At 62.1% G+C, this 26,718-nt stretch carries 25 protein-coding genes and 1 pseudogene; 16 read left to right on the plus strand and 10 right to left on the minus strand.

Translation table 11 applies throughout. The annotated features are described in order from the left end of the window. Positions 1-45: 45 nt before the first annotated feature. On the minus strand, positions 46-678 hold the full coding sequence (locus tag IB265_RS30170) for a helix-turn-helix domain-containing protein (protein WP_057249680.1): 633 nt from the start codon (positions 676-678) through the stop codon (positions 46-48). Between the two features lie 200 nt (positions 679-878). Next, positions 879-2,336, minus strand: coding sequence for a M81 family metallopeptidase (locus tag IB265_RS30175; RefSeq protein WP_057249678.1), 1,458 nt, complete (start codon positions 2,334-2,336; stop codon positions 879-881). Positions 2,337-2,447: 111 nt separating this feature from the next. On the opposite strand from IB265_RS30175, the gene IB265_RS30180 reads away from it, so the two are divergent. The 9 genes from IB265_RS30180 (at position 2,448) to IB265_RS30220 (ending at position 10,576) form a co-directional block, all read left to right on the plus strand. Continuing rightward, a complete protein-coding gene (locus tag IB265_RS30180; RefSeq protein ID WP_057249676.1) occupies positions 2,448-3,272 on the plus strand; it encodes a M55 family metallopeptidase in 825 nt (274 codons plus the stop codon). A gap of 24 nt (positions 3,273-3,296) precedes the next feature. Continuing rightward, positions 3,297-4,535 carry an FAD-binding oxidoreductase gene (locus tag IB265_RS30185; RefSeq protein ID WP_192495610.1) on the plus strand — a complete coding sequence of 413 codons (1,239 nt, stop codon included), beginning with the start codon at positions 3,297-3,299 and terminating at the stop codon, positions 4,533-4,535. A gap of 435 nt (positions 4,536-4,970) precedes the next feature. Then, a complete protein-coding gene (locus tag IB265_RS30190; RefSeq protein WP_082615790.1) occupies positions 4,971-5,897 on the plus strand; it encodes an amino acid ABC transporter permease in 927 nt (308 codons plus the stop codon). Continuing rightward, complete coding sequence (locus IB265_RS30195) at positions 5,894-6,658, plus strand: amino acid ABC transporter ATP-binding protein (protein ID WP_057249673.1); 765 nt, start codon at positions 5,894-5,896, stop codon at positions 6,656-6,658. Before IB265_RS30190 ends, IB265_RS30195 begins: the two co-directional genes overlap by 4 nt. Positions 6,659-6,690: 32 nt before the next feature. Then, positions 6,691-7,551, plus strand: coding sequence for an ABC transporter substrate-binding protein (locus IB265_RS30200; protein WP_082615789.1), 861 nt, complete (start codon positions 6,691-6,693; stop codon positions 7,549-7,551). 22 nt (positions 7,552-7,573) lie between these two features. After that, positions 7,574-8,383 (plus strand): GntR family transcriptional regulator, encoded by an 810-nt coding sequence (locus IB265_RS30205; protein WP_156414619.1) that lies wholly within the window; start codon positions 7,574-7,576, stop codon positions 8,381-8,383. Continuing rightward, a complete protein-coding gene (locus IB265_RS30210) occupies positions 8,380-9,120 on the plus strand; it encodes a BtpA/SgcQ family protein (protein ID WP_057249667.1) in 741 nt (246 codons plus the stop codon). The genes IB265_RS30205 and IB265_RS30210 overlap by 4 nt, the downstream gene beginning before the upstream one ends. Then, complete coding sequence (locus IB265_RS30215) at positions 9,117-9,635, plus strand: ureidoglycolate lyase (RefSeq protein WP_057249666.1); 519 nt, start codon at positions 9,117-9,119, stop codon at positions 9,633-9,635. The genes IB265_RS30210 and IB265_RS30215 overlap by 4 nt, the downstream gene beginning before the upstream one ends. Further along, positions 9,632-10,576 (plus strand): carbohydrate kinase family protein, encoded by a 945-nt coding sequence (locus IB265_RS30220; RefSeq protein WP_057249664.1) that lies wholly within the window; start codon positions 9,632-9,634, stop codon positions 10,574-10,576. The genes IB265_RS30215 and IB265_RS30220 overlap by 4 nt, the downstream gene beginning before the upstream one ends. A gap of 110 nt (positions 10,577-10,686) precedes the next feature. Here the strand turns inward: IB265_RS30220 and IB265_RS30225 are convergent, their stop codons facing one another. From IB265_RS30225 to IB265_RS30240, 4 genes are all read right to left on the minus strand, one after another. Next, the gene (locus tag IB265_RS30225) at positions 10,687-11,739 is read right to left on the minus strand and encodes a sugar phosphate isomerase/epimerase (RefSeq protein WP_192495611.1); all 1,053 of its coding nucleotides are present in this window, start codon (positions 11,737-11,739) and stop codon (positions 10,687-10,689) included. A gap of 153 nt (positions 11,740-11,892) precedes the next feature. After that, complete coding sequence (locus IB265_RS30230) at positions 11,893-12,846, minus strand: substrate-binding domain-containing protein (RefSeq protein WP_057249660.1); 954 nt, start codon at positions 12,844-12,846, stop codon at positions 11,893-11,895. A gap of 63 nt (positions 12,847-12,909) precedes the next feature. Next, the gene (locus IB265_RS30235) at positions 12,910-13,920 is read right to left on the minus strand and encodes an ABC transporter permease (protein WP_057249658.1); all 1,011 of its coding nucleotides are present in this window, start codon (positions 13,918-13,920) and stop codon (positions 12,910-12,912) included. Positions 13,921-13,996: 76 nt separating this feature from the next. After that, positions 13,997-15,523, minus strand: coding sequence for a sugar ABC transporter ATP-binding protein (locus tag IB265_RS30240; protein ID WP_057249656.1), 1,527 nt, complete (start codon positions 15,521-15,523; stop codon positions 13,997-13,999). 163 nt (positions 15,524-15,686) lie between these two features. Here IB265_RS30240 and IB265_RS30245 point away from each other — a divergent pair, with 163 nt between their 5' ends. Then, positions 15,687-16,709, plus strand: a complete 1,023-nt coding sequence (locus tag IB265_RS30245) for a LacI family DNA-binding transcriptional regulator (protein ID WP_058324310.1) — start codon at positions 15,687-15,689, stop codon at positions 16,707-16,709. A 54-nt stretch (positions 16,710-16,763) separates the two neighbouring features. On the opposite strand, the gene IB265_RS30250 is transcribed toward IB265_RS30245, so the two are convergent. Continuing rightward, positions 16,764-17,684: a LysR family transcriptional regulator gene (locus IB265_RS30250; RefSeq protein ID WP_057249653.1), complete on the minus strand. Its 921-nt coding sequence runs from the start codon at positions 17,682-17,684 to the stop codon at positions 16,764-16,766. 180 nt (positions 17,685-17,864) lie between these two features. On the opposite strand from IB265_RS30250, the gene uraD reads away from it, so the two are divergent. The 6 genes and pseudogenes from uraD (at position 17,865) to IB265_RS30280 (ending at position 22,656) form a co-directional block, all read left to right on the plus strand. Next, the gene (gene uraD / locus IB265_RS30255) at positions 17,865-18,401 is read left to right on the plus strand and encodes a 2-oxo-4-hydroxy-4-carboxy-5-ureidoimidazoline decarboxylase (RefSeq protein ID WP_057249651.1); all 537 of its coding nucleotides are present in this window, start codon (positions 17,865-17,867) and stop codon (positions 18,399-18,401) included. 42 nt (positions 18,402-18,443) lie between these two features. Next, positions 18,444-19,787 carry an MFS transporter gene (locus tag IB265_RS30260; RefSeq protein ID WP_057249649.1) on the plus strand — a complete coding sequence of 448 codons (1,344 nt, stop codon included), beginning with the start codon at positions 18,444-18,446 and terminating at the stop codon, positions 19,785-19,787. 262 nt (positions 19,788-20,049) lie between these two features. Continuing rightward, positions 20,050-20,580 carry a sigma-70 family RNA polymerase sigma factor gene (locus IB265_RS30265; RefSeq protein WP_057249647.1) on the plus strand — a complete coding sequence of 177 codons (531 nt, stop codon included), beginning with the start codon at positions 20,050-20,052 and terminating at the stop codon, positions 20,578-20,580. Then, positions 20,573-21,334, plus strand: a complete 762-nt coding sequence (locus IB265_RS30270; protein ID WP_192495612.1) for an anti-sigma factor — start codon at positions 20,573-20,575, stop codon at positions 21,332-21,334. The genes IB265_RS30265 and IB265_RS30270 overlap by 8 nt, the downstream gene beginning before the upstream one ends. Before the next feature lie 10 nt (positions 21,335-21,344). Further along, positions 21,345-22,061 carry a Bax inhibitor-1/YccA family protein gene (locus IB265_RS30275; RefSeq protein WP_057249643.1) on the plus strand — a complete coding sequence of 239 codons (717 nt, stop codon included), beginning with the start codon at positions 21,345-21,347 and terminating at the stop codon, positions 22,059-22,061. Between the two features lie 28 nt (positions 22,062-22,089). Further along, positions 22,090-22,656, plus strand: a pseudogene (locus IB265_RS30280) (DUF2076 domain-containing protein). 425 nt (positions 22,657-23,081) lie between these two features. On the opposite strand, the gene IB265_RS30285 reads toward IB265_RS30280, so the two are convergent. From IB265_RS30285 to IB265_RS30295, 3 genes are all read right to left on the minus strand, one after another. Beyond that, positions 23,082-24,290 carry an ABC transporter substrate-binding protein gene (locus IB265_RS30285; protein ID WP_162728138.1) on the minus strand — a complete coding sequence of 403 codons (1,209 nt, stop codon included), beginning with the start codon at positions 24,288-24,290 and terminating at the stop codon, positions 23,082-23,084. Between the two features lie 19 nt (positions 24,291-24,309). Continuing rightward, positions 24,310-24,675, minus strand: a complete 366-nt coding sequence (locus tag IB265_RS30290; protein ID WP_057249636.1) for a hypothetical protein — start codon at positions 24,673-24,675, stop codon at positions 24,310-24,312. Between the two features lie 76 nt (positions 24,676-24,751). Beyond that, positions 24,752-26,718 (minus strand): type I secretion C-terminal target domain-containing protein (locus IB265_RS30295; RefSeq protein WP_192495613.1); only part of this gene is annotated, 1,967 nt, incomplete at its 5' end.

Here is a 26,718-nt window from a genome sequence, read left to right on the forward strand (position 1 = left end):
TAAGTGCAATATTTTTTTCTTATCGTATTTGTTTTTTAGTTTCGATCAGCTTTTGAGCTTGATCGTCTGCGCGTTCGCCAGTGTGGAGACCAGCTCGGTTTCCGGGGTCGAGCAAACGCACAGGATATGCGCGGGTTCTTCGCTGACGCTGAGATAGGCGTGACCCATTATCGCGTCGAAGTAGCAGGAATCGCCCTTCTTGAGCCGCAAAGGCGCATAGATCTCGGTGTGAAGCTCCAGTTCCCCTTCGAGAACGTAGAAGAACTCCTCGCCCTTGTGCCGGATAAGCGGCCCAAACTCCTCAAGTGTGCGTGCCCGGGCTACCGCCACGATCGGAACCATCGACTTCTTAGAAATCTCCGTGCAAACATAAAGATAGTCGTAGTTCTGCGTGATGATCGCCCGCCCGTCGCCGGACTTGGTGTAGGTGCGCCGCCCCAGCATGTTGGGGGCTTCCTCAGCGCCCGCCATGGTCCCGAAAAGCTCGACGATGTCGACCTTCAGGCCCTGGGCGAGCTGGATCAGTCGGTCGTAGGTGAGCTGCATCTGGTTGTTCTCAACCTTGGAAAGGGTCGAGACCGCAAGCCCGGTCATGGAACTCACCTCTGCCAACGTCCAGCGATTGCGGTTGCGAATCTCCTTCAGGATATCGCCGAGGCTGGATTTCGCATCGGTCATCGTTGGCGTCTCCAATTTGCCTGCAGCCGTTCCGGACCGCGTGCCGATTTCGGCTCAGCCCGCGACGCGGCAGAATCCGACTGGCATGATAGGAAAACCATTTCCTATAATACGTGGCCGAAATCAACATTGCCTCGAAGGCAATGCGTGCCGGCGACAACCCTGCCCGCGATCGTCTTCGGATCGATACCGCCCTTGCCCTACCCCTCGAATGGGTTGGCGACCCTGGGCCAATAGGGTCGCTTCAGCTTGGTAAAGGCCAGTTTCTCGAATGAGGGCTGCAAGGCACCGGGCGCGCTGACGTAGAGAATTTCGCGCGCGATGGGTTCGAAGCCTGCGCGGAAGTGGTTGCTGGATTTCACCACGACGATCTTCTTCTGCGCCGGGTCCAGGCCGAGCGCGGTCATGCATTCCGGGTGGAAGGTTTGTGTGCGCACGGTGTTCAGCACGATGTCGACGTTGCCGACACTGACCCAGACGGCATCGCCGATGCCGAGCGGCGTCGGCCCGAAGCGCTGTGTGATGCCCGAAGCGACACGCCTGACCGTCACCGTCAGATCGAGCGGATCGCCGGAAGCCGGCCCGACCTTGCCGCCGATCCGCAGCGCCAATGTGGCCCCCTCTCCCGCCTCGCGGCACATGCGCACCGCAATCGGGTCCCAATAGAGGCAGGTCGCCACGTCTTCGATGCCGCGCTCGATGATGCGACGCAGGATGAAGGTCGAGTCTCCAGGCGCTCCGCCGCCTGCATTGTCGGAGACGTCGGCAAGCACGATCGGACCGCTCTTCGCGGCAATGGCCCGATCCAGCGCCGCGTCGATACCGAGATAGTCTCCGCGCATTTCTTCGCGCGCATCGAATATCTCCCGACCGAAGGACCGGGCGGTGCGCGCAGCCTTTTCCGGGTCATTGTCGGTGACGACGAGCATCTTGGCGCCGACATCCTCGACATCGCCCCAGGGGAAGCCGTGGCCGAAGGAGACCGACAGCACGCCATCCTGCCCCTCCACGGCTTTCATGCGATCGACAATGCCGCGCAACGGCGCGCGATGCGGGTGGAAGGTGTTGATCATGCGGCAGTCATAAACGCCCATGGCTGGTCGCACTTCGCCCGCGAGGGTCCGCTCCACCAGCCGGAACAACTGGCCGGCTACCTCCTCGATGTCCGTATGCGGATATTCCTTGTAGGTGGCGATCATGGTCGCATTGGCGAGCATGCGGTCGGTGATATGGCAATGGAGATCAAGTTCGGCGGCAACCGGCACATTCGCCCCGACCAGCCCGCGCACATGCTCGAGCAGATCCCCCTCGACATCGTCATAGCCTTCGGCGACGCAGGCGCCGTGCAGGGCAAGCATGACGGCATCGACCGGCATGGCCGCCTTGAGGTCGCCAAGGATGGTGGCGCGGAAGCTCTCGTAGACCGCCCGCGTGGTCCTGCCGCCTGGCTCGGCCACCGCGCACAGGCTCTCCACCACGCACCAGGCCTTTTCTTGAGCGGCCTTGCGCCAGACAGACAATTGCGACGAGCAGCAGGTGCGCGGCCTGCTGGTGGCATCGCCGTAGGCGATCAGGTTTTCCCGGAAGGCCTCAAGGCCCGTCTGCATCGGCGAAAATGTGTTGGTCTCGGTGTCCAGCCCAGCGATGAACAGTTTCATTTTTACCTCTTGCCTATCAAGAAAGATATTTTCTAATCATAAAACTATGTTTATCGTCGGAAAGTCAAATGCATTATCCGCGCCTTCGCGCGGCTGACTGGGGAGGCAGGAATGCGCGTCTATATTTCCGCGGATATCGAGGGCATCGTTGGGGTCGTCAGCCGCGACCAGCTGATGCCCGAAGGTTTCGAGTATGAGAACGCCCGGCGCTGGATGACGGACACAGTGGTCCATGCCTGCGAGGCTGCGCGTGAAGAAGGCGTGGAGGAAGTCATCCTCAGCGATTCTCATGGAAATGGCGAGAGCATCCTGATCGACCGCCTGCCCGACTATGTGCAGGTCGTGCGTAGCTGGCCGCGGCCGCTGATGATGATGCAGGGCATCGAGCTCGGGTCCTTCGTCGGCGCCATGCTTCTCGGCTATCACGCCGGGGCAAGCCACTCGGGGGGCGTGCTGTCGCACACCATCGGCGGCACAGCCTTCGCCGAGGTGCGGATCAACGGCGTCGTCATGCCGGAGGCCGGCATCAATGCGGCCATCGCCGGGCATTTCAATGTCCCGGTGCTGCTCGCCTCGGGCGACAACATTGCCTTGGACGAGATCAGGGAGCGCATCGGCGACATCGTGACGGTGCCGGTGAAGCAGGTCTACAGCACGCAATCGGCGATCACGCTGACGCCGGCCGTCGCGCATCGCCGCATCCGCGAGGGCGTCAAGGCGGCGCTGGCAAGAGCAGGCTCGGCAAAACCGTTCAGACTGGAAAACCCTGTCCTGGAGATCGTGTTCCGAAATCGCCTGCCGGCCGAGTATCTCTCCTATCTCAAGGGCGTCGAGCGCACTGATGGTTACACGATCCGCTACCAGGGCGACGACATGGTCGACGTATCGCGCTTCATCCAATTCGTGGTCGGCTACAATTCGCGCCTGACTTTCTGACGGGCCCTTCTGCGGAATCAAACAATGGCTACCTCCATCGTCCTCGGCGCCGGCATGGTCGGCGTCTCAACCGCGCTCGCACTGCAGGAGAACGGGCACCAGGTGGTGCTGCTGGATCGCCAGGCACCGGGCCGGGAAACAAGCTATGGCAACGCTGGCATCATCCAGACCGAGGCCGTCGAGCCCTATGCCTTCCCTCGCTCCGTGACCGAGATTGCCAGGGTTGCGCTGAAGCGCGGCAACGACGTCGACTGGCGGCTGCGCGATATGCCACAGCTGGTGAGGCCGCTCTGGCGCTATTTCGCGCAGTCGGCGCCCGCGCCTTACGCGAGAACCATCGCGGCCTATTCACAACTGGCGCTGCGTGCGAGTGACGATCACGCGCGTTTCATCGAACCCGCCGGCGCTGGGGAACTGATCGTCCGGCAGGGCTGGCGCGCGGTCTATCGTACACCCGCGACATTCGAAGCGGCTGCTGCCACCGCGGAGCGGCTGAAGCGTGTCTACGGCGTGCCGTCAGCGGTGCTTGGTGCATCCGAACTCGCAGCAAGCGAGCCGGCGCTGCAACCTCGGCTCGCGGGTGCGGTCCATTGGACCTCTCCCTGGACCTGCCGTGACCCGGGTGAACTGGTCGCGCGCTATGCCGCCCTCTTCATTGCGCGCGGCGGAACGCTGGCCCTCGGGGACGCCATGAGCTTGCAGCAGAATGGCACCGGCTGGCAGGTGTTGTCCGAGGGCGGCACTTTTACGGCACAGAACGCGGTCATCGCCTTGGGTCCATGGTCGCCGACACTCGCGAAGACGTTCGGCTATCGCATCCCCATGGTGTTCAAGCGCGGTTATCACAGGCATTTCGCAGGTTCGAACGGACCGCGCATTTCGATGCTGGATGTCGACCGTTCCACGCTGGTTGCACCGATGAACGCAGGGTGGCGGGTATTGACCGGTGCGCATATGGCACCGCCGGGCACAGCGCCGGCATCGCGACAGATACTGCACGCCGCCAACGCCGCGCGCGAGCTTTTTGGCTTGGGCGAGGCCGTCGAAGCAACGCCCTGGTCGGGCACCCGGCCCTGCATGCCCGACATGCTGCCCGTCGTCGGTCCGACCCGGTATAAGGGCCTGTGGTTCCATTTTGGCCACGGCCATCAGGGCTTCACATTGGGCCCGACGACCGCCTTCATTCTGGCGGAGCAAATCGAGGGGGGACACGGCAATCCGCTCGCCCTGCCCCTGACGCCATCCGCGCGAGGCTGGGCATAAGGTGCGGCTTTGCGCCGTTCGGTACGGACGCTGGATAGGATTACAAGAACGAGTACTTGCGGACTGGCGAGACTTTCAGCGTCTCGCCAGTCGAAGCGGTGCGGTCCCTTGGCACACCGGCAACGCTCATAGCGCGCCGCAGCCTTACTTATTTTCTCTTCAACGGACCGTTCGGTTCCGTCCCGGTACAGCCTTCATGCGGCTGCATCCCGGAAGTTGCCAGTTCGGCCGGGCGCTTAGCGCTTGAGAAGCTGTCCCCTTCGCCGGTTCCTCCGTGCCAGCGGCGATCGTTTTGTTCCTCGCGGCCGCTGACTTCCAATCCTCCAGCGCATTCAGCGCGAATATGCACAGGCGGAAATATTCTCCGGTCGCCAGCTTGACTCCGTTTCGGCGTGCTTCTATCAAGTTGTAGGCCTAACCCTACAATTGGATGCCATGCACCACTCTCACTCATCTTCAACGTCCGCGCTGTCACTCGCAGACCTTCCCGGTCCGGATGTCGCCATCCGCCCACTGCACCACCCCTGGCGGTGGATCAGTGGCGGTCTCGTCATCCTGCTGCTTGCCGTGATCGGCCGCGCCTTCGCAGTCGGGCAAATCCAGTGGACGGTGGTCGGCGAGTTCCTGACGGCTGGCGTCATCATCACCGGCTTCGGTTGGACGCTGCTGATCTCGGCCTGTGCGCTGGTGCTCGGCGTCTTGCTTGGTTTCGCTTTCGGCATCATGCGGCTTTCGGAAAATCCGATCCTGCGCTTTGCAGCATGGCTCTATGTCTGGGTGTTCCGCGGCACGCCGGTGCTGCTGCAGCTGCTCATCTGGTTCAACATCGCTCTGGTCTTCCCGCGCCTCTATATCCCTGGGCTCATCGATGCCCGCATGGTCGATGTGGTGACGCCCTTCGTCGCGGCTGTCCTCGGTCTCGGCGTGAACGAAGGCTCCTATCTGACGGAAGTGGTGCGCGGCGGCATCTCTTCGGTCGACAAGGGCCAGAAGGAAGCTGCCCATACGCTCGGCATGACGCCGGGCCAGACGATGCGGCGTATCATCCTGCCACAGACCCTGCGGCTGATCCTGCCCGTACTCGGCAACAGCGCCATCGGTATGCTGAAGTTCTCCTCGCTCGCCGCCACCATCGCCATGGGCGAGATGCTGAACGCTGCACAACGCATCTACTTCATCAATGGCGCTGTGATCGAACTGTTGTTCGTCTGCGCCGTCTGGTATCTGGCGGGAACCACCGTTCTATCCATCGGCCAATACTATCTCGAACGCCATTTCGGCCGCGATGGCGCAGCCGCAACCCGCGAGCGCCGCTGGTTCAAAGGATGGGCGCGTCGTCCCGTCGCCCCGGGGGAAGCATGACACTCGCAGTCAAGGCAGTCGGTATCCGCAAGAGTTTTGGCAGCCACGAGGTCCTGAAGGGTCTCGATCTGGAAGTCGCCTATGGCGAGGTGCTCTGCATCCTCGGACCCTCGGGCAGCGGCAAGAGCACCTTCCTGCGCTGCATCAACCATCTGGAAACGCCGAATGGCGGCTATGTCTGGGTCGACGGCGCGATCATGGGCTACGAGCTCAGCCGCGGCGCGCTTGAGGGATTGCCGGTCAAGCGGCTCAGGGCGCAGCAGAGCCAGCTCGGCATGGTGTTCCAGCATTTCAATCTTTTCGCGCACCGAACGGTGCTCGGCAACGTCATCGAGGGACCGATGGTGGTGCGCGGCTTGAGCCGCGCCGAGGCCGAAGCCCGTGCCATGGGCCTGCTCGAGCAGGTCGGCATGGCGGCCAAGGCATCGAGTTATCCGTCGCAGCTTTCCGGCGGCCAGAAGCAGCGCGTGGCAATCGCCCGGGCGCTCGCCATGGAGCCCCGTGTCATGCTCTTCGACGAGCCGACCAGCGCGCTCGATCCGGAACTCGTCGGCGAGGTTCTGGAAGTCATGCGCAATCTCGCGCGTGGCGGCACGACGATGATCGTCGTCACCCACGAGATCGGCTTTGCCCGGGAGGTCGCCGACCGCGTCGTGGTGATGATCGACGGCGAGATCCGCGAGATGGGCGTGCCCACGCACGTTCTGAGCAACCCCGGCGACCCGCGCGTGCGGAGTTTCCTCAGCCGCGTGCTGGCCTGAAGAAAAGAGTTCAAAAAGAGGGAGAACTGAAAATGAAACAACTGCTACCAATGGTTCTGGGGCTAGCCTCCGCAACAATCATCAGCCTGGCCGCAGGCGGCCTGGCGCACGCCGCCGACGAGAAGCTCGCAGCCGCTCTGCCGGACGCGGTGCGCGATACCGGAAAGCTGAACGTCACGATCAGCCTTGCCTATCCGCCAATGGAATACAGCGACGCCGGCTCGACGGAACTGAAGGGCTTCGACATCGATCTTGCCAAGGCAATCGCCGAACGCCTCGGCCTGACGGCCGAGTTCCAGAACGTCGAGTTCCCGCAATTGATCCCGCAGGTCGTCACCGGCCGTTCGGACCTGATCATGACCGCCTTCTCCGACAAGGTGGAGCGCCAGACGCAGCTCGATTTCATCGACTACTTCAAGACCGGCAACGTCTTCTATTCGGCTGCCGATCATCAGGGTGAAATTAAGAGCGAAGCCGACCTCTGCGGCAAGACTGTCGCGGTCGCAACGGGAACCAGCTGGGTTACCTGGGCGGAAAATGTCGGCAAGGCTAAATGCGCAGCCGACAAGCTGATCACCGTCATCCAGATCCCGACCCAGGCCGAGCACATCATGCAGATCCGCCAGGGCCGCGCCCAGGCTTCAGTCATCGGCCTGGAAGGTCTTCTCGACCTGATGAAGCAGGAGCCGGGCAAGTTCTACCAGATCGGCGAGGTCGGCGATGTCAACCACTACGGCATCGCCTTTGCCAAGGCGAACGGTCAGCTGCGTGATGCCGTAAAGGGCGCGCTCGACGCCATGAAGGCCGATGGCACTTATGCACAGATCCTCGACCGCTACGGCTTGAAACAGGCCGCCGTCGAAGAGTTCAAGATAAACGGAGCCACGAAGTAACCGAACCGCGCCGGAGCCTGCCTTGACCCATCCTTCCATGCCAGACGCCTCCACCATCGCAGCAAACGGAAACCCGGACGACCGGCTGGCCCGGCTGCGCCTCGATCTCTATTCGAGCGAGCAGCTCTACCGGCAGCTCTATCGGGCGCTCCGCGCCGCGATTCTCAGCGGCGACTTCTCCGAAGGGGAAGCGATTCCCTCGGAGAACCAGTTGCGCGACCAGTTCGGCATCGCCCGAACAACGGTGCGCAATGCGATGGCGCTTTTGGTTTCGGAAGGTCTGGTTCAGCAGATTCGCGGCCGCGGCACGATCGTCTCGCACCGGCCGATCAGCCACAACATCTGGAATTTCGGCAGCTTCACGGAGCTTGCCCGCCGCCAGGGCCAGCGCCCAGTGACGCGCGTGCTGGAGCACCGGGTCGAGAATGGCGAACTCTTACTGGTGCGCGCCCGCGGGCTTGCCAATGGCGATACGGTGAGTTGGCTGAACGTCGACACATCTCAGCTTGATCTTGCCCTCTATCCGGGCATCGACCGCTACGATTTCGCGGCGCAATCGCTCTACGAGGTTTTGCGCCGCGACTATGACCGCCACCCCTTGCGTTCGGAATTGCTGCTCAGCGTCGTGCCGCCTTCCGACCGCCTCAGGGAGGTCTTTGCTCCGGCGCCTGACGTGCCGGGCTACCTTTGCGCCAGCGGGGATGTGCTCGATGCCGACGACCGGTTGGTCGAGCGCACGTCGATCGTCTACTCGCCGGCCGTCCAGATGAAATTTGCAACGCGCTGGGGGCGCGAGACCGCGCCGCACGGTGCGCAGGAGAGCAAGACATGAGCCGCTTCGGCGACACTTTCACGACCCCAAAACCCATTCTTGGCATGCTGCACCTGGCCGGTGACGGCCCCGCGGCCAAGCTTGCCCAGGCCGAGGAAGAGGCCCGCATCATGGCCGGCGAAGGCGTGGACGGGGTCGTGGTCGAGAACTACTTCGGTGGTGCAGAAGACGTCGAGCGGGTGTTGGACCGGCTGTTCGGGTTCGACCTCGGCACCCGCATCGGCGTCAACGTGCTGAGAGACGATGCGCGCGCCTTTGCCCTTGCCAAAACGTACCCCGTTTCCTTTGTCCAGGTGGATTCTGTCGCCGGCCATCTGCCGCCGGGAGCGGACGAAGCCTTCGAAGCCGAACTCGCGACACGCCGCGAGGACGTTTCGGCACTGTTGTTCGGTGGCGTTCGCTTCAAGTACCAGCCCGTTCTGTCCGGGCGACCGGAATCGGAAGATGTGCGCATCGGCGCTTCGCGCTGCGACGGGCTGGTGGTCACCTCCGACGCCACCGGCCAGCCGACAGACATGGAAAAGGTGGCGCGCTTCCGCGCCGCGACCGGTGGCGCGATGCCGCTCCTGATCGGCGCCGGTCTCACCGAGGCCAATGCCGCCGAGCAACTGGCCAAGGCCGATGGCGCCGTGGTCGGGAGCTGGTTCAAGCACGACCATAAGGACACAGGCCGTGTCGAGGCAGCCCATGTCGCCGGACTGATGCGCGTCGTGCGCGCCATCAGGAGCGACGCATGAGTGCGGCCGACTCCGTTTTCGCCCGCCCGGTGACCCCGGACAATTTCTCGCGATACGGCAAGGTCTATGACCTGACCGGCGACACCGATCCCAAGGTGGTCTGGACCGCCGGTGATGGATGGAGCGACGGCTTCACGAAAACATCGTTGATCGATGGTGCCGGCCATCTCGGCGTCACGCGCGGCGGCAGCGCACCGTGGCACTGCGGCGCTATGGAGCGGCATCCGCAAACGGAGGAGGCGATCTTCTGCTTCGCCCAACCGGTTGTCCTCGCCGTCGCTCCCGCATCTGACGCCAGGGCGCCGGACCGGAATGAGATCGAAGCCTTCGTGATCGCGCCCGGGCAGACCGTGGTGATGGACCGCAACGTCTGGCACGACGCCTGCCGAGGTGTGTCGGGACCAACCCCCTATTACTGGATGGCCGTCTGCGGTCTCGGCGAAAGCCCTTGGGTGCCGGTTGCCGGTGGCCCGAAGCTGGTGCAAGCCATTCCAGGCGAAGGACCAACCGCATGACATGCTTCTTCATCGGCGACGTCGCACTCGACGAATACTACACCGCCGATCGCTGGCCGGGCCGAGCCGACAAGGGCATGGTCAAGGAACTCCCGGCCGAGGCCGGTGGCTCCATTGCCAACGCCGCCGTGGTGCACGCTGGCCTTGGCGGTGAAACGCAGTTCATCTCCCTGCTCAACGACAGTCCCCTGTCGCAACGATTGATCGCCGATTTGAAGGACAACGGTGTCGGCGTTGATCATATGCTGATCGATCCCGCCATTCCGGAATCACGCAATTTCATCTTCCTCGTCGACGGCGAGCATGTCGTTCTGACGGTCGAGATGGGCGAGCAGCCGATGTGGCTCGGCGCCGCTGCCCTCGATGCGTTGCGCCAACCAGGCTTTCTCTACACGACGCTCTATCGCGCCCGTCGTCTGCATGCGCGAACGGATCAAGGCGTGGTCAAGCAAGCCGACCTTCTTGCCGATCTCCGCCAGCACGGCCGCCGCGTCATCTTCGATCTCGACGTCGGTGGATGCACGCCGCAGGATATGCCTTATCTCACCGGTGCTACCGTCGTTATCTTCAACCAGGTCGGTTTCCGCGCTGCCTTCGGCCACGATGAAATCACGATGATCAGCGACTGGATGCAGGCGCACGATATCGACTGGGTCGTACGCACCCTCGCTGCGGATGGCGCCGAGGCGCGCAACGGCGACACGATCCTTCGCGTTCCCGGCCTTCCGGTTGACGTCGTTGACGTCACCGGTGCAGGCGACACGTTCGGCGGCACATTGACCTGGTGTTTGTCGCAAGGTCAGACCATCGAAGAGGCGCTGGACTTCTCCGTCGCAGCCGCCTCCCGCTCCGTCACCATCCACGGCCCGCGGGCGGGCAAGGCAGGCCCGGACGATATCCGCCGCTGGCGTGACGACGGGCGCCGGCCGAGAGCTCGGTGAACCGCAGCACAAGATCGGATCGCCGGGGGTTGTAGCTGAGCCCTTCCTTTCCGCACGAATTAAAGGGACGGCTGGACGTCACGACCTGCCGGCGAGGGGCTGAACCTTACTCAGATCCCCAGCATGCGCCGGTTGGCGGCCTCGTCGGTGCCGCCGCCGGCAAAGTCGTCAAACGCCTTCTCAGTCACGCGGATGATGTGGTGCTTGACGAAGTCGGCACCCTCGCGGGCACCATCCTCCGGGTGCTTCAGCGCGCATTCCCATTCGACCACCGCCCAGCCGGAGAAATCATTGGCCGCCATCCTGGAAAACACCGCGCCGAAATCCACCTGGCCGTCGCCGAGCGAGCGGAACCGTCCGGCCCGGTTGACCCAGCCCTGATAGCCGCCATAGACGCCCTGGCGTCCGGTCGGGTTGAACTCCGCATCCTTGACGTGGAACATGCGGATGCGGTCCTTGTAGATGTCGATGTTGTCGAGATAGTCGAGGCACTGCAGCACGTAGTGCGAGGGGTCGTAGAGCATGCAGGCGCGGGCGTGGTTGCCGGTGCGCTCCAGGAACATCTCGTAGGCGATGCCGTCGTGCAGGTCCTCGCCCGGATGGATCTCGTAGCAGACGTCGACACCACAGTCCTCGGCATGGTCGAGGATCGGTTTCCAGCGCTTCGCCAGTTCGTCAAAGGCGGTGTCGACGAGGCCGGCCGGCCGCTGCGGCCAGGGATAGACGAAGGGCCAGGCAAGCGCGCCGGAAAAACTCGCCATGGCGTTCAGCCCGAGGTTCTTCGAGGCGGTCAGCGCCAGCTTCACCTGTTCCACCGCCCATTGCTGCCTTGCCTTGGGATTGCCGCGCACTTCCGGTGCCGCAAAACCATCGAAGGCCTCGTCATAGGCCGGATGCACGGCGACGAGCTGGCCCTGCAGATGGGTGGAAAGCTCGGTCACCTCGACGCCGTTATCGCGGGCCTTTCCGGCAAACTCGTCGCAATAGGTCTTCGAGGTCGCTGCCTTCTGAAGATCGATCAGCCGCGCGTCCCAGCTCGGGACCTGCACGCCTTTGTAGCCGCAGTCCGCCGCCCATTTGGTGATCGCATCCCAGGAATTGAACGGTGCCGCATCGCCGGCAAACTGCGCAAGAAAGAGCCCTGGCCCCTTGATCGTCTTCATCTCTCGTCTCCTCCGTTGGAAAATGTGCCGGGCAATCGAAAGGCGCCGGCGATGCCCGCCTGGGGCTCAAGACGACACGACCTGTGATTTCAGGTGATCGTTGTGGGATGGCAGCCCGCGCCGACCGCGGGCCGCCTTTCAGTCAAGCCTGGATCAGAACGGCGAATCCGGGAAGTAGAAGTCCTTGGCATTGTCCTTGGTCACGAGCGTTGCATCGATCGTGTAGACGCCACGGACCGGAACCTGGCCGTAGAAGTTGGCCACGGTCATCTCAAGCGCAGTACCGACCATTGCCGGCGGGTAGAGCACGTCGACCGGGATCATCTTGTCGCCGTCCATGACCTTCTTGATCATTTCCTTCGAGCCGGCGCCGGCAACGACGTATTGGATGTCGGTGCGCTTCGCCTGCTCGATGGCCTGCAGCACGCCGACGGCCATGTCGTCGTCCTGGCACCAGACGACGTCGATCTTCGGGTACTTCGTCAGGTAGTCCTGCATGACCTTGAAGGCATCGTCGCGGTTCCAGTTGCCGTACTGGCGGTCGAGAACCTTGACTTTCGAGCCTTCGATGCCCTTGTCGAAGCCGTCCTGGCGCTGCTGGTCGATCGGGATCGGCAGGCCGCGGATGACGACGACTTCGGCTTCCGGCGTCGTGGCCTTGATATATTCGCCCGCGACCTGGCCGAGCGCCGGGTTGTTGCCGGCGACGTAGAGATCGCGCACGGAGTTGTCGTTGACGCTCGGCGCACGGTCGACGAGCGCGACGAAGGTTCCCTTGCCCTTTACTTCCTTGATTGCGTTGACCAGCGGATCCGGATCGGTCGGCAGGATGACGAGAGCGTCGATGCCCTGTGTCTCGAGGTCCTGCACGGCGTTGGCCTGGCTTGCCGGATCGGGTGAGGTCTTGACGATGACGTTCAGGCCCGGATTGCGTTCCATCAGGATCTTGGCGACGCGCTCGGCATGGAAGACCACGCCGGCCGTCCAGCCATGATCGGCAGCCGGGATCGAGACGCCGATCGTCACTTTCTTTTCTTCCTGCGCGTGCGACACGCCAGCGAGTGCGGTCATGGCCGCGAGGGTCAGGCCGAATAGCTTATTACGCATTAAGTTCCTCCCAAATATCAGGTCAGCCTGTTTGAGGCCGGGAGACCTGTGGACCCGGCCGTCTCACGATTTCCGAACCAGCGAGCGCTGGACGAGCATCGCAATGATGATGATCGCACCCTGGATGGCGCCGATCAGGTATTCACTGATGAAGTTGGAGAGCAGCATGATGTTGCCGACCAGTTCGAGGATGAACGCACCACAGATCGTGCCCCAGACGCGACCCGCGCCGCCTTTGAGCGCGGTGCCGCCGACGACAACGGCGGTGATTGCCTGTAGTTCCCAGAGAATGCCAGTCGTTGCCGACGTCGAGCCGAGGCGCGGCACATAGAGGAGGACGGCGGCTGCCACGCAGAGCCCCTGGATCACGAAGGCGACGGTGCGGACGCGGTTGACGGAAATGCCGGAGTAACGCGCAACGTCACGATTGGAGCCGACGGCGACGACGTGGCGACCGTAGCGCGTGCGATAGAGGATGAAGGCCGCCACGGCCGTCACCGCGAGGATGACGACGATCGGTACCGGCAGGCCGAAGATCGTGCCGAAATAGGCGGGACGATAGATTTCCTGGAGCTCTGGCTCCTTAAGCGTGATCGCGCCGCCCTGCGACAACCAGGTCGTCAGTCCCCTATAGATGCCCATGGTGCCGAGCGTCGCGATGAAGGGTTCGATCTTGCCGACTGTGGTGATCAGACCATTGGCAAGACCACAGAGTGCGCCGGCGACAATAGTAAACAGGACCGCCGCCAGAAGCATGAGCACCGGATCGGCGATGACCCCGGAGTTCATGAACAGGATCATCAGACTGGCGATGAAGGCGACCATCGCCCCGACGGAGAGATCGAGATCGCCCGACGAAATCACGAAGGTCGCTCCGACCGCGATAATGGCGATGAAGGCGCTGCGGGTAGCGACGTTGGCGAGGTTGTTGATGCTGATGAAGTTGGGATTGACCAGCGCCCCTACCAGCAGCAGCAACGCCAGTGCGACGAATGGCGCCACGGCCCTCAGATCGATGTCGCGCCAGCTGCGGCGACGAATTGCGCCCTGACTGCCTTCCTCGTTTACGCTCATATCCAATTGAACCTCCGTCCCACCTGTCGGGAATCTTGTTGTTCTCGGCATCTGCGCAGGATGCGCCGCGGCCGCCTCAGGCCGCCGTCTTCCTCTTCAATCCTGCGGCGTAGCGCATGATCTCCTGCTCGGAGATCTCGTCCCCCTCGAGAATGCCGGCGATATGGCCTTCGCGCATGACCACCACGCGACTGCATAGGCCTATGACCTCGGGCATCTCCGATGAGACGACAATGATCGAGCGACCGTCCCGGGCGAGCGCCGAGATGAAGTGGTAGATCTGCTGCTTGGTGCCGACGTCGATGCCGCGGGTCGGCTCGTCGATGATGATGATACCAGGGTCGGTTTCCATTACCTTGGCGAGAAGCAGCTTCTGCTGGTTGCCACCGGACATGCGTCCGGCGACAATCTTGTCATCCCTGACGCGGATGTCGAAGCGGCGGCGCGCCTTGACCAGAGCCGCCTCCTCGCTTCCCGGATCGAGATAGCCGAGGCGGCTATGGCGACCGAGCGACTGCAGCGTCAGGTTCGCCATCATCCCGGCATTGAGCAACAGCCCCTTGGCTTTCCGGTCCTTGGTCATGTATGCGAGACCGGCCTTGTTGACCGCGTGCACGTCACCGGATGAAACCGGCTGGCCACGAACGAGAACCTCGCCGGACACACGCGGGCGCAATCCGACGATCGCCTCCATCAACTCCGTCCGACCCGAACCGATCATCCCGGAAAAACCGAGGATTTCGCCGCGGCGGACCTCGAAGCTTGCGTCCCTAACGTAGCCTGTTGAGACCGAACTGACGCGCAGCACGACCTCCTCGTCGAAGTCGGGTTCGCTTTTGGCGGGATAGAGGCTCGAAAGCTCACGGCCAACCATCAACTGGGCGATCGCCTCGCCGTCGAGGATGGAGGTCGGCGATGTCTTGATCCATTGGCCGTCGCGCAACACCGTCACGCGATCGGTGAGTTCCATGACCTCGTCGAGCTTGTGCGACACGAAGACGAAACTCGTTCCCTTGTCGCGCAGCTTGCGCACCAAGCGGAACAGAAAGTTCGTTTCTTCGCGAGAAAGGACGGCGGTCGGCTCGTCCATGAAGACGACACGCGCGTCACGGCTGATAGCCTTGGCAATCTCCACCATCTGCTTTTCGGCGATCGACAGCGAGCCGATCATCGCGTTCTCGTCGACATGGGAGCCGAGGAGATCGAGAACGCGGCGCGTTTCCGCGCGCATGAACTTGCGGTCGAGCACGCCGAACCTGGTCACTTCGCGGCCGAGAAACAGGCTCTCGGTGACGGTGAGATGTTCGGCCAGATTGAATTCCTGATGGATGATGACGATGCCGAGCGCTTCGGCCGCACCGTTTGCTGGGAGCTTCACCGACTGGCCGTCGAGCAGGATCTCGCCCGAGGTCGGTTGCTCGAAGCCGGACAATATCTTGACGAGCGTGGATTTGCCGGCGCCGTTCTCGCCCATCAGCGCGTGAATCTCGCCCTGGCGCAGCTCGAAATCGACGCTGAAAAGCACCTGCACGCCGCTGAAGGATTTACTGATGCGGCGCGCAGACAGCACGACGGGAGCCCCGTCGACAACCTCCGTGGTCATATTCCCCTCCCTGCGGCCTCCACCGCTTTTTCAATGATGTAAACCTTTACACTGCGCGATGTAAAGGTTTACATCTTGCTTGTAAGACAATTTTTTCGGCCTGCGCGTTTGACCGTCAGGCAAGTCTGTGTAGTGTCTCGCAACAAAGCCCGAGGCCAAGCGAGTGTCCGATTCCACCCCCGCAACCATCGAAGATGTCGCACGCATCGCCGAAGTGTCGATCGCGACAGTTTCGCGGGCCATTCACATGCCCGAGAAGGTTGCCAAGTCCACGCGGCTGAAGGTCAACCAGGCCATCGCGCTGACGGGCTACACCACCAATGCGATGGCGCGCAGCCTTAGGCTGGGGCGCTCGAACATGATACTCGTGGTCGCGCCCGATATCGGCGATCCGAACTTCTCCAGCATTCTGGTTGGCCTTGAAAATGAAGCGCGTGCCCATGGCTACGGCGTGCTGATCGGGCATACCCAGAATGATGCCCAACGCGGGTTGGAATATCTGAAATTCTTCAACTCGAACCAGGCGGCCGGCCTGATCCTGTTTACCGGCATTCTTCCTTTCGGCCATCAGGAGGTGACGCCGCGCCTGCCGCCGACCGTCGGTGTTTTCGAGCCCGTCTTCAACGGAGGCATTCCCTATGTCGGCGTCGACGACGTCGAGGGCGCGCGCAAGGCCGTTGATCTTCTCATTTCCGAAGGGCATCGGCGGATCGCATTCATCGGAGACTCCCATACGCGCCTTGCCTATGGCCGTCGTCGGTCGGGGTACGAGGCCGGACTTGCCGCGGCCGGCATCCCCCCGAACCGCCGCCTTATCCTCGAAGGCGACGGAACGGTGGAAAGCGGCAGGCTGGCGCTGGAGCAGCTCTTCATGCGCGACGACCTTCCGACCGCCTTCATGTGTGTCAACGATCAGACTGCTCTTGGTGTCGCGCTTGGCCTCAAAGCGCGCGGCTATGAGATACCGGATCAGTTTTCGGTCACCGGCTTCGATGACGTCCCGCAAGCCAGTTTCATGACCCCTTCCCTGACCACGATCCGCCAACCACGGACCGCGATCGGCAAGCACGCGATGGCACTGCTTCTAGAGATGCTTTCGGACCGCACCCCTTCAGAAACGGAGATCCTGCTGAGGCCCGACCTGGTGGTCCGCAACTCTGTTGGGCCGCCGCCGACACGGCGATGAAGGATTGGGCGCGACTGTCCGGTTACTCCGAGAGCAGCCACTTCGTTCCGAAATCTAGCTGATGATCCTGTTGCGCGCTTGCATGATGATCTCGCGCAGCCACCGGTGCATCGGCGAATGATGCGAGCGGTCATGCCATAGCATGTGGAAGACCATCTGCGGGAACTCGATCGGCGGCTGGCGCACGACGAGAGGCAGAAGCCCCGCAAAGTAGCTGGCAAAATGACGGCTGGTCGAGAAGATCAGGTCCGACTGCAGCAAGAGGTACGGTGCGGTCGTAAAATAGGAAAGCGCCACGGTGCGCGCCCGGCTGACCCGAAGGCTTGACAAGTGGGTTTCGACGACACCGCGATGGGCCATCGAATAGGCCACCGGCACGATATGGGCCGCCGCCAGGTAATCGGCTTCGCTGAATTCGCCCTGCGCTAGAGAATGGCTATCCCGCATCAGGCAAACGATGTCGTCCTGCAGGAGGATCGAGCGCTTGAGATAGGCGGGCGGAGACGGCCAGTTGCCGATGACGACATCGACGTCACCCCGGGCAAGCGCTCCCTCGAAGTCGAAGTCGGGACCGAGCGCCCGGATCACGAGGCTCGCATTCGGCGCCTTGCGCCTGATCTGATCGACAATTTCCGACAGGAACACCGGCGCCATGTAGTCCGGCGAGGCGATCGTGAAGCTGTGATTGCTTGATGGGGCGTCAAACGGCGCCGTGGCGTCGACCAAGCCGGTGAGATCGGCCAACAGGGCCTGAGCGCGTGGCAAAATCGCCAGAGCGCGCTCCGTCGGGACCATTCCGTCACGGCCGCGCACAAGCAGTTGGTCGGAAAAGATCTCGCGCAGCTTGCCAAGCGCCAGGCTGACCGCCGGTTGGGATTGCTCCAGCTTGACAGCGGCACGCGTCACACTGCCCTCGGCCATAAGCGCGCAGAACACCTTTAGGAGATGTGCGTCAACGGTATCTTCTTTCGACATCTGATTTTCAGAATAGCCAACAAAATCCGGCAGGGCGAGCCGGCCAATAGGTCAACACCACCTTTTATTCGTCTGGCTAATAATGGGTATTTGCCTGCCCGCGTTGACCAAATCGCCCCCACCGAGCACCGTTTGTCATAGGAAACGCCCCGATGCGGCGGCTCAACTTCAGGGCAAGTCATGCTTGATATCGACGCGATCAACCAAATGGACTGCGACGCCTTCGTCGCCTACCTCGGTCCTGTCTTCGAGAATTCGCCTTGGGTCGCGCAGCGCAGCTGGCAGAAGCGGCCGTTCGCCGACGTCGAGGCATTGCATGGTGCGATGTTCGGCCAGATCCTGGCCCGTGACACGGCGTCCAAGGTCGAATTCCTGGGCGCGCATCCGGACCTTGCGGGCAAGGAGGCCAAGCAAGGCCGGATGACCGCGGAATCGACCGTCGAACAGGGAACGGCCGGGCTCGACAGCCTGGCGGGCCACGAGATGGCGCTGATCGACGATCTGAACCGCCGCTATCGCGCCCGGCACGGCTTTCCCTTCATCGTTTGCGTTCGCCACTACACCAAGGCCGGCATCTTTGCCGAGTTCAAGCATCGCATCGGACGGGAGACCGACGCCGAGCTTGCGGAAGCACTGCGGCAGATCGCCAACATCAGCCGCTATCGACTGGGCGCCCTCGTAAAAGAGGCGCAGGAGGTTATCACGCCGGCCGCATAGCGGCTGGTTCCTGAAATGGACTTATACGGGAGGTAGTCCACAATGGCATCGGCAGCACATGCGGGGAACAGAGGCGGCTCACCCGCCGCGAACCCCGAAAATCTCGAGTCGGTCTACCGCAAGGTGACATGGCGGCTCCTTCCCTTTCTGATGTTCCTGTGGATCCTGGCATGGATCGACCGGGTGAATGTCGGTTTCGCGAAGCTCACCATGCTGCAGGACCTGCAGTTCAGCGAAACCGTTTACGGTCTCGGTGCCGGCATCTTCTTCCTCGGCTATTTCTTCTTCGAGGTGCCGAGCAACATGTGGCTTGAACGGATCGGCGCCCGCGCCACGATCGCCCGCATCACCATCGGCTGGGGTATCATCTGCGTGCTGATGATGTTCGTCACCCAGCCCTGGCAGTTCTATACGCTGCGGTTCCTGCTCGGCGTGTTCGAGGCCGGCTTCTATCCCGGCATCATCCTCTACCTGACCTATTGGTATCCATCGCTGCGTCGCGCCAGGGCCTTCGGCCTCTTCATGTCGGCCTCGGCTCTTGCCGGCGTCATCGGCGGCCCGCTGGCAGGCACGATCATGACGCAGCTCGGCGGCGCCAACGGCTGGGCCGGCTGGCAATGGGTGTTCCTGCTCGAAGGCATCCCGTCGATATTCGCCGGCATCGCCACCATCTTCTATCTGACCGACAAGCCTGAAAAGGCGCATTGGCTGACCTCGGAGGAAAAGGCCCTGCTCATCCAGGACATCGAGCAGGACAAGAAGGCTCTCGGCCATCGTGAGCACAGCGTGCTCAAGGCGCTGAAGAACCCGACCGTATGGAAATTCATCGCCATCTATTTCTGCATCATCATGGCGAACTCGACGCTGACTTTCTTCGGCCCCTCCGTGGTACGCGAAATCGGCTTCTCCAGCCCTGCAACGGTCGGCTGGATCATGGCAGCCATCTATCTCGGCGGTGCGGCGGGCATGATCCTGAACGGCATTCATTCCGATCGTACTTCGGAGGTGCGCTACCACTGCGCCTTTGCAGCACTCGCAGGTGCCACCGGCCTGATGGCCCTGGGTTTTGTCCTGCCGGCCAGCGCTGCCCTGTCGCTCGCTGCCCTGGCGCTTGCGATCGTCGGCACCATGTCCGCAATCCCGGTCTTCTGGCAGATGCCGAACCATTGCCTGGCGGGTTCGGCTGCGGCGGTCGGTATCGCGCTCATCAACTCGGTGGCGAACCTCGCCGGCTTCGGCGCCCCCTACCTCATGGGCTACCTGAAGGACACGACCGGCGTCATGACCCACGGGCTGTGGCTGGTGGCTGCCGTCGAGGCGTTGACCTTCGTGCTGATCGTCGGTTTCGTCAGCAAGGTCAGCCGGCAAACGCAGCAGCCTGCGTAGAACAAATCCGACAAGACCTCGCGCGTTGCGGGTTCTGACCGGACGAGAAATGTATCGGATCATCGTGGCTTTGCTCGATGGTCCGATATTGCATCTGCGGCGTGCACAGCGCGTGAGAGGCCGACACGGCCAAGGATTTCGGCAGGCCCAATCTGCCTGCGGCCGGCAGGTCCGGTGCCCGGTCTCGACGGTAATTCTCAGATTTTTTCATATTTTTTCTGCGCAGTGGATGAGAACCCGCGCTCGCTCCGTATATGCGGGTATGGATTCGAAGAAAGGCGCCTTTGATATTATTGGGCAGTTGGCTGCGCTGCGGCGCTATGCCCGCTCGCTTGCGCGCAATTCGCCGGACGCCGAGGATCTCGTTCATGACGCTCTCCTGAGAGCCTACGAACGACGCTCGACTTTCCGGTCTGGAGCGAACCTTAGAAACTGGCTTTTCGCGATCGTTCGCAACACGCATATCGACCGCTTGCGATCCACGATCTCTCGTGGCCAGCGTGACGACCAGACGGCGCAGGAAGCCGGATCGTCTTACCCCGCCCACCAGGAGCACAGCGTGCGGCTGGCTCAGGTCCGCGAAGCGTTCATGCTGCTTCCGCAGGAGCAGCGCGAGGCCTTGCATCTCGTTGCCGTCGAGGACCTCTCCTATCAAGAGGCTGCCGACATACTCGACATTCCCGTCGGGACTTTGATGTCGCGCGTCTCCCGCGCAAGGGCGAGCCTGAGAGACTTCGAAAACGGAACGAAAAAGCCCAACCACCTGAGGCTTGTCGGAGGCGATAATGACTGACGTCGACACGATTATCGATACCGATCTCGATGCCTATGTGGACAATCAACTCGATGCGGCCGGTCGGCTTCGGGTTGAGACCTGGCTTGCCAGGAATCCTGATGCGGCCGCCCGTGTCATGGCCGATCTCGGAATGCGGACCACGCTCAAGCTGGCGATGACATCGGATGTCGTTGCCGGACGCCCCGAGACGCGCGAGGCGGCTCGCCGCCTTTCGTCGGGACTGGCGAATGCGCGCGTGTGGAACGCCCTGCAGAAGGTGGCGGCGGTCGGCTTGATGATTTCGGTAGGGTGGATTGCCCATTCGTCCGTCGGTCCGAGCGAAGTCAATGCCTCGGCCCATCCGCCGGCTTTCGTGGAATACGCTATCCGCGCGCATCAGACTTCGCTCGTCAGGGCGGGAATGCCGTCACAGCCGGAAGTGCAAACCTACGACCGGGACGACATTCGTGCCGCGACCGCCATCGTCATGCCGGAGCTTCCGAAGGACTGGAACGTCGTCGACGTCCAGGTATTCCCCTCGGATTTCGGGCCCAGCGTCGAGACGAGCGTCAAGACCGATGCAGGCACACTCATATCACTCTTCGCCGGCAGGCCGGGGCACTTCGCGGTCGAGCCCGTGAAGGACCTCAATCTTTCCAACGCCGAGGCTGCCTGGTGGCAGGTCGGCGAGGTCGCCTATGCCGTCGTCTCAACCACGCCGGGCATCGGCCTCTGCGATGAGGCCGAGCTTCTCAAGAACTCACTTTACTGAGGAAACCTTCATGCATTCGAACCAGAACCGCTTCGGCGGCATGAGCCAAGCTTCTGCCGCGGCCCTCGACGAAGGCCTTCGCCAGCACATGCAGCGCGTTTACAACTATATGGGCCTCGGCCTTGTCGTGACGGGACTTGTGGCCTTCATCGTCGGCACCACGCCGGCACTTTACGTGCCGATCTTCTCCACGCCGCTGAAATGGGTGGTGATGCTGGCTCCGCTCGCCTTCGTCTTCTTCTTCTCCTTCAAGATGCATTCGATGTCGGCGTCGTCAGCGCAGATGACCTTCTGGGCCTTCTGCGCCGTCATGGGTCTATCGCTGGCCTCCATCTTCCTGGTCTTCACCGGAGCCAGCATCGCCCGCACCTTCTTCATCGCCGCCACCATGTTCGGTGCGACGAGCCTCTACGGCTATGTAACGAAACGCGACCTGGCGAAATTCGGCTCGTTCCTGATCATGGGCCTGATCGGCGTGATGATCGCCTCGATCGTCAACATCTTCCTTGGTTCGAGCGCTCTTCAGTTTGCCGTCTCGGTGATCGGTATCGTCGTCTTCGTCGGCCTGACTGCCTGGGACACGCAGAACATCAAGGAACAGTATGCCGACAATTTCGACCAGGAATCCCAGCAGAAGCTCGCGGTTTTCGGTGCCCTGTCGCTCTATCTGAACTTCGTCAACATCTTCCAGCTGCTGCTCAACTTCACAGGTCAGCGTGAAGAGTAATACCCGCAGATAGCAAGGAACATATCTCATGGATCGCAACGACCAGCAGGCCATTGACGGCCTGTTCTCTAAGCTCGCCCATGTCGAGCGCCAGTCTGGCCCGCGCGACGCTCAATCCGACCGCTTCATCCAGGAACGGATCAGCGCGCAGCCGGGTGCACCCTATTACATGGCATAGACCATCGTCGTGCAGGAGCAGGCGCTGGAGGCGGCTCAACGCCGCATCGAGGAACTGGAGGCGCAGACCGCGCAGAGCCAACAGCGCGGCGGCTTCTTCTCCTCGATGTTCGGCAGCAACGCCGCCCCTCAGCGCCAGGCGCCGAAACAGCCCGGATATGGCCGTGCCGCACCCAGCTCGCCATGGGGCAACCAGAACCAGGCCTACGGCCAGCCGATGCAACAGCGTGCCGGCAGCGGCTTCCTCGCCGGCGCAGCGCAGACCGCAATGGGCGTCGCCGGCGGCGTTCTGCTCGGCAACGCGATCGCAGGCATGTTCGGCGGAATCGAGACTCAGGCTGCTCAGCCCAGCGCCACGGCTGCGGAGCCGGAAGAGCCTGCGGACGATATGGATTTCGGCGGCGACGAAGACATTTGACGCCGCTTTCGGCTTCCGGGGACCATCCCCCTCCCCCGGAAGCCGGCCCACTCAGAGACAACCTTTTCTCATGACCCCACCTGCGCCCAAGCTACAGCCTACCCCCTGTCCGGTTCCGATGACCCTCCATCTTCCCGGATGTGGAGAATGCGCAGATCTCGGCTTGCTGTCTGCCTAACTTTCCCTGAGATGGCCGCAACATCGATAAGGTCACGATCAGGGCGCTACACATGGTTACTTGAGCATGGCAACCTGCCGATGTTCAGCAACGGTCAACGCTGCCCTTCGTCCGGGAATGCCGAAGAGTAACGCCGGCGTCGCCCGGGGGCCGCTCGCAGCGTTGCTTCGAGATGAGAGGCTCGGCAAGCCTGTGGATGATCGCGCCCGTGGGCCGGCAAGCGGAGCTTGAGGCCAGCGCTTGCGCTTCAGAACGATCGCGGCGCTGGATCCATTAGTTTCACGCTGCCGGAGGTGACCTGGTAGATCGCGCAGGTTCGCTCGACGGAACCACTCTTTTCGAAGCGGAAGGCTGCGGCCGCGCCGATGAAGCCGTTTGGAGACCGAAGGCTCTCCTGCGTGATGGCGGTTTCGCCCTGGCTGCGCACCAGGCCGGCGGCAAGCGCGATCACGTCGAAGCCATAGGCCGCATCCGTGCCTGCGGCCCGCTCGTATCGATCGAGATAGCGCGAGGTCATCCGGGAACCATTTTCAGGACCAAACAGACAGAGATGGCTGCCCGCGAGCTCGGGGCGCTTGTAAGCGGCATTTGCCCAGCCAGAACTTCCGACGACCATCGCGTTCGGTTTCAGATAGCCGTTGGCCTTCAGTTGCGACAGAGCGCCGACATCCGGATCTCCCGATCCGACCAGGAGCACGCCATCGGTGTCTTTCAATGTGGTCTTGGAGGCCGCGTCGCCGGTGAATGCCGTGGTCCCCGTCACGGCGACGAGCGCCGGTTTGATGCCATAGCCGGCAAGTCCGCGATCGAGCCTTTGCCGCTCGGCGGCGGAGACGTCGCCCGGCAAGAGCACGACGAGCCGCTTGCGCCCGGACGCCACCGCATAGGACGCGCCCTCGACGGCGCTGTCGATGCGGTCGGACACGAAAGCGAAAGTGCCGGCCGGCCGCTCGGCGCCGTTGCCCCGCAGTACCAAGAGCGGCGCACGGGAAGAGCCGAGACCCTGGCGCACGGTGCTGACAGGCACGTCGGCGACCGACAGCGCGACGAGCGCGACGTTCTGGCTGGCAAGCCGCTTCGCCGCCTCTTGAATCTGCTGTGGCGAACCGTCGGTATTTTCGACTAGCACCGAGAGCTGGCCGCCACCCACCTCGTCGATGGCGAGCGACGCGCCGTCCCGGATATCGCGTTCGCGTACCGTTTCGCCTGACGGCGCCATCAACGCCGTGATGAGCGCGATCCGCGTTGCGCCCCCGCCGAAGGTTTCCTGCGGCTTTACCGCATGTTCGGCCGCGCGCCGCGCATGCCTCGCCTGCGGCGATTCCACGTCGAGAACGTCCTGGGGCGTGGGGGCGCCCTGACAGCCCGCAAGCGTACCGAGTGCGAGGACACCAAGGGCTAGCCACTGCCGACAGGACGACAGCCGCCTTGTCGGTGAAACGACAGCATCGGACATGACGATCAATCCGCCTGTCTCAATTCATGAAATTCCGCATCTTGGAATAGAAGCAATCGCACTTGGCGATGTAGTCCTCGTCGCGCCAGTTGGACTGCAGGTAGCCATAGGCCTTGCCGCAGGCAACCTTGGTCTCGGACGCCCAGACGAAAGTAGGCCGCGTCGAGGAGATCCAGTGCGGATCGTCGGCGACCGCGATTGCCTCGTCCATGCGCGACACGACCTCCTTGGTCAATGTCGCGACATCCTGGTCAACGGTGAGCGAGGATTGGCTGGCTTCAGCGCACTGCCGCGCGGCTGGCGCGTAGTCGACGATGAGATCGGCCGCGAAACCTGAAACGGGCATAAGAGCGACCATCGCCCCCACCAGCATGCTTCTGATCATGAAAAGATTCCCCCTGGAAAATGCGGTCCCCGGATGATTACCGAGAACCGCCGTACTGTCGAGATCGACGTAGCGTTTATGAAACGTCCTGTGTCTTCGGCGCACCGTTTTCGGTGAACAGGATCTTCACCACCTCGGTCGAAACCTGGAAGTCTTCCAGCACCGCGACCGTGTGCCAGGCGGAAGCATTGCCAGCGCTGCCATCAGTATCGACCTGTAGATTGGCGTTCAGTCCGTCCTGGACCACCTGGACGAAGTTGCCGTCGAGGTTCGTTCCCGTGGGCAGATTGCCAAGCAGAGCCGTCAGATCGACTGTATCGCCTTCGGCGTAGTTGTAGTCGGTGATGACGTCATCAATGCCGGGGAGTAAGGAGTCTGCGTCGATCACGAACGTGTCAACTCCTGCGCCACCGCTAATATGGTCGGAGCCGGTCCCACCATAAAGGATGTCATCGCCCCCATTACCATAAAGAAAATCGGTTCCGGCATTCCCATCGAGCGCGTTGTCAGATGAATTCCCGTTAAGTGTGTCGTCTAAATCCGAACCGATAATGTGCGGATTTGGTGACGTAGCGGTTGCAGTTTGCCCACTAGCAGCAAGCGAATAGTCTTGAATGCCCTGCCCCGCCGCCGTGAGTGTGACGTCTATGCTACTCGACGCCCGATCCCCGTCACCATCGACGACTTCGATCGGCACGTCAAAGGAGACTGGCTTGGTGGTTGGTACGGCAGCGCCGAATTGACCAAGTTTGAAGGGGTCCCCCGCAGCCCAAGTATATTCGACGCTATTGTAGCCGTTCGCAGTAAAGATACCAATCTGTGTTGACTGGCTATTGTCTCCGTACACGTTCCCGACGCTGACCGAACCGTCGAGATTTTCGCTAACCGTGAACGTGTGTCCGCCGACGGTGATCGTGTAGGTCTGCTGGAGTGCGGGTGTCAGGTCAACGATTTGGCTCGAGCCGTTGTAAGCTATGACAACGGCCGTGACAGCATCTTTACTGCCGTTACCTACTATCGTGTCACCGTCCGGGTCGTCAAATGCGGTAATCTTGACCGTGCTGCCATCTGAGATGAAGCTAGCGGTTGACCCGTTGACCGTGTAGTGAGCATCGAAAACATGGTCGCGCTTCAACAGAACATCGTAGTCGCCACCACCAGTGCCGCTTGGATCTCCCCTAAGGTCAGTCACGAAATCAATTCGGAATGTCTCGCCATTACCGACGCTTCCTCCCCCACTGACACCCCCAGAGTTGGCCGAGGTGTTGATGGTACCAGCCGGAAGACCGTTGATCGCGGGCGTGAGCAGCAGATCCGGGCTGTTATTGTCAATTGGATGCGAGACGGTCTCGCCTGCAGCGATGAAACCGGCCCACGGAGCGTTGCCACCAACGAAATCGTAACTGCTGCCACTGAATGAAACATTTGTGGTGCTGTCAACTTTCCCGTTCATGTCGACTGAATAAGTGGCATTGGTGGGATTGAGATTGATAACGAAGATTGAAGTCGCACCGGCGAAGCCCGTGAGGGTGAGCCCGTCTGGAGAGACGTGATACACAATCGGAACGCCATTAGCCGTTAGGCCGCTAGCTTGGCTTCCAAGTGAACTGGGGAACCGCACAGTACCAGCGCCGTCAGCGCCATAGTTGTTGTTGAGCGTTCCGTCCTGATCCAGTTCAAAGATAACGGGACTTCCTGCCGCATTGGTGACGATCGCGTGGTCGGGTAAGACGGCCAAAGGCGCATCGTCATTGAAGGCGACAGTCAGTGTGCCATTGGCAACCGAGTTGTCTGCGTCGGTGACGGTGTAGCCGAGACCGACCGAGACATTGTCCTCGCCGTTCGGGCCGGCCGTATGCAGCACGTTATCCTTGAGCTCGACCGTATAGGCACCTGTAGCCGCGTTCGTCACGGTGACCGTGAACAGCACGCCGCGCGGGCCCGTTGCCGTCAGCGTGTTGCCGCTCCAGCTGTAGTTTACCGTCTCCTGTCCGATCGTACCGCTCGTGCCATGCAAACCGGCAAACGAGAAGCCGTTCGTGC

It is taken from the genome of Ensifer sp. ENS10, assembly GCF_014852025.1.
Taxonomy (GTDB): domain Bacteria; phylum Pseudomonadota; class Alphaproteobacteria; order Rhizobiales; family Rhizobiaceae; genus Ensifer.